Genomic DNA, 462 nt, shown 5'->3' with positions numbered 1-462 from the left:
GCTTTCAGAGGCGAAATCACAAGACCATGTGCATCAAGCCGGACCTGTGACAACTCGCCCTTCCTGGCAAGAGCCGTCACCCGGTTCAGCGCGGTTTCCAGCACTGCACGCCGTTGAGAAAGGAACGTGTCAGCCGTAGCATTGATCGCCAGAGGCAACGGTCCTTGCGCGCGCATCGCTGCAAACGTGGCTTCCGGAAGAAGGTAGGTGTCGAATGCGCGGTATTGGCGACTTTCCGTTACCCAGATGTCTCCGGCACGCAGACGCTCGCGCAGCTGGGTCAGAACACAGAGTTCGTAAGCCTGTCGTATGACTGTTCCCTCTGGCCTGACAAAGCTGTGCCAGGAAGGCGGAATGAAACGGATCGGACAGGAGTCAGGCAAGCGGCGTTTACCGGTCCGATAGAGGTCTCCAATGATCTGCACCGCCTTCAGTAATCCCTGTACCGTGCGACCACCCTGA

General features: G+C 58.2%; 1 pseudogene. It reads right to left on the bottom strand.

The features are described 5' to 3' along the window. Nucleotides 1–462: pseudogene (locus KP705_RS17560) on the bottom strand (Tn3 family transposase); the annotation flags it as partial.

Source organism: Gluconobacter sp. P1D12_c (assembly GCF_018812105.1).
In the GTDB taxonomy this organism is placed as follows: domain Bacteria; phylum Pseudomonadota; class Alphaproteobacteria; order Acetobacterales; family Acetobacteraceae; genus Gluconobacter; species Gluconobacter oxydans_A.
Note: the sequence above shows the minus strand (reverse complement) of the source record. Positions and strands in the feature narration are given on the sequence as shown.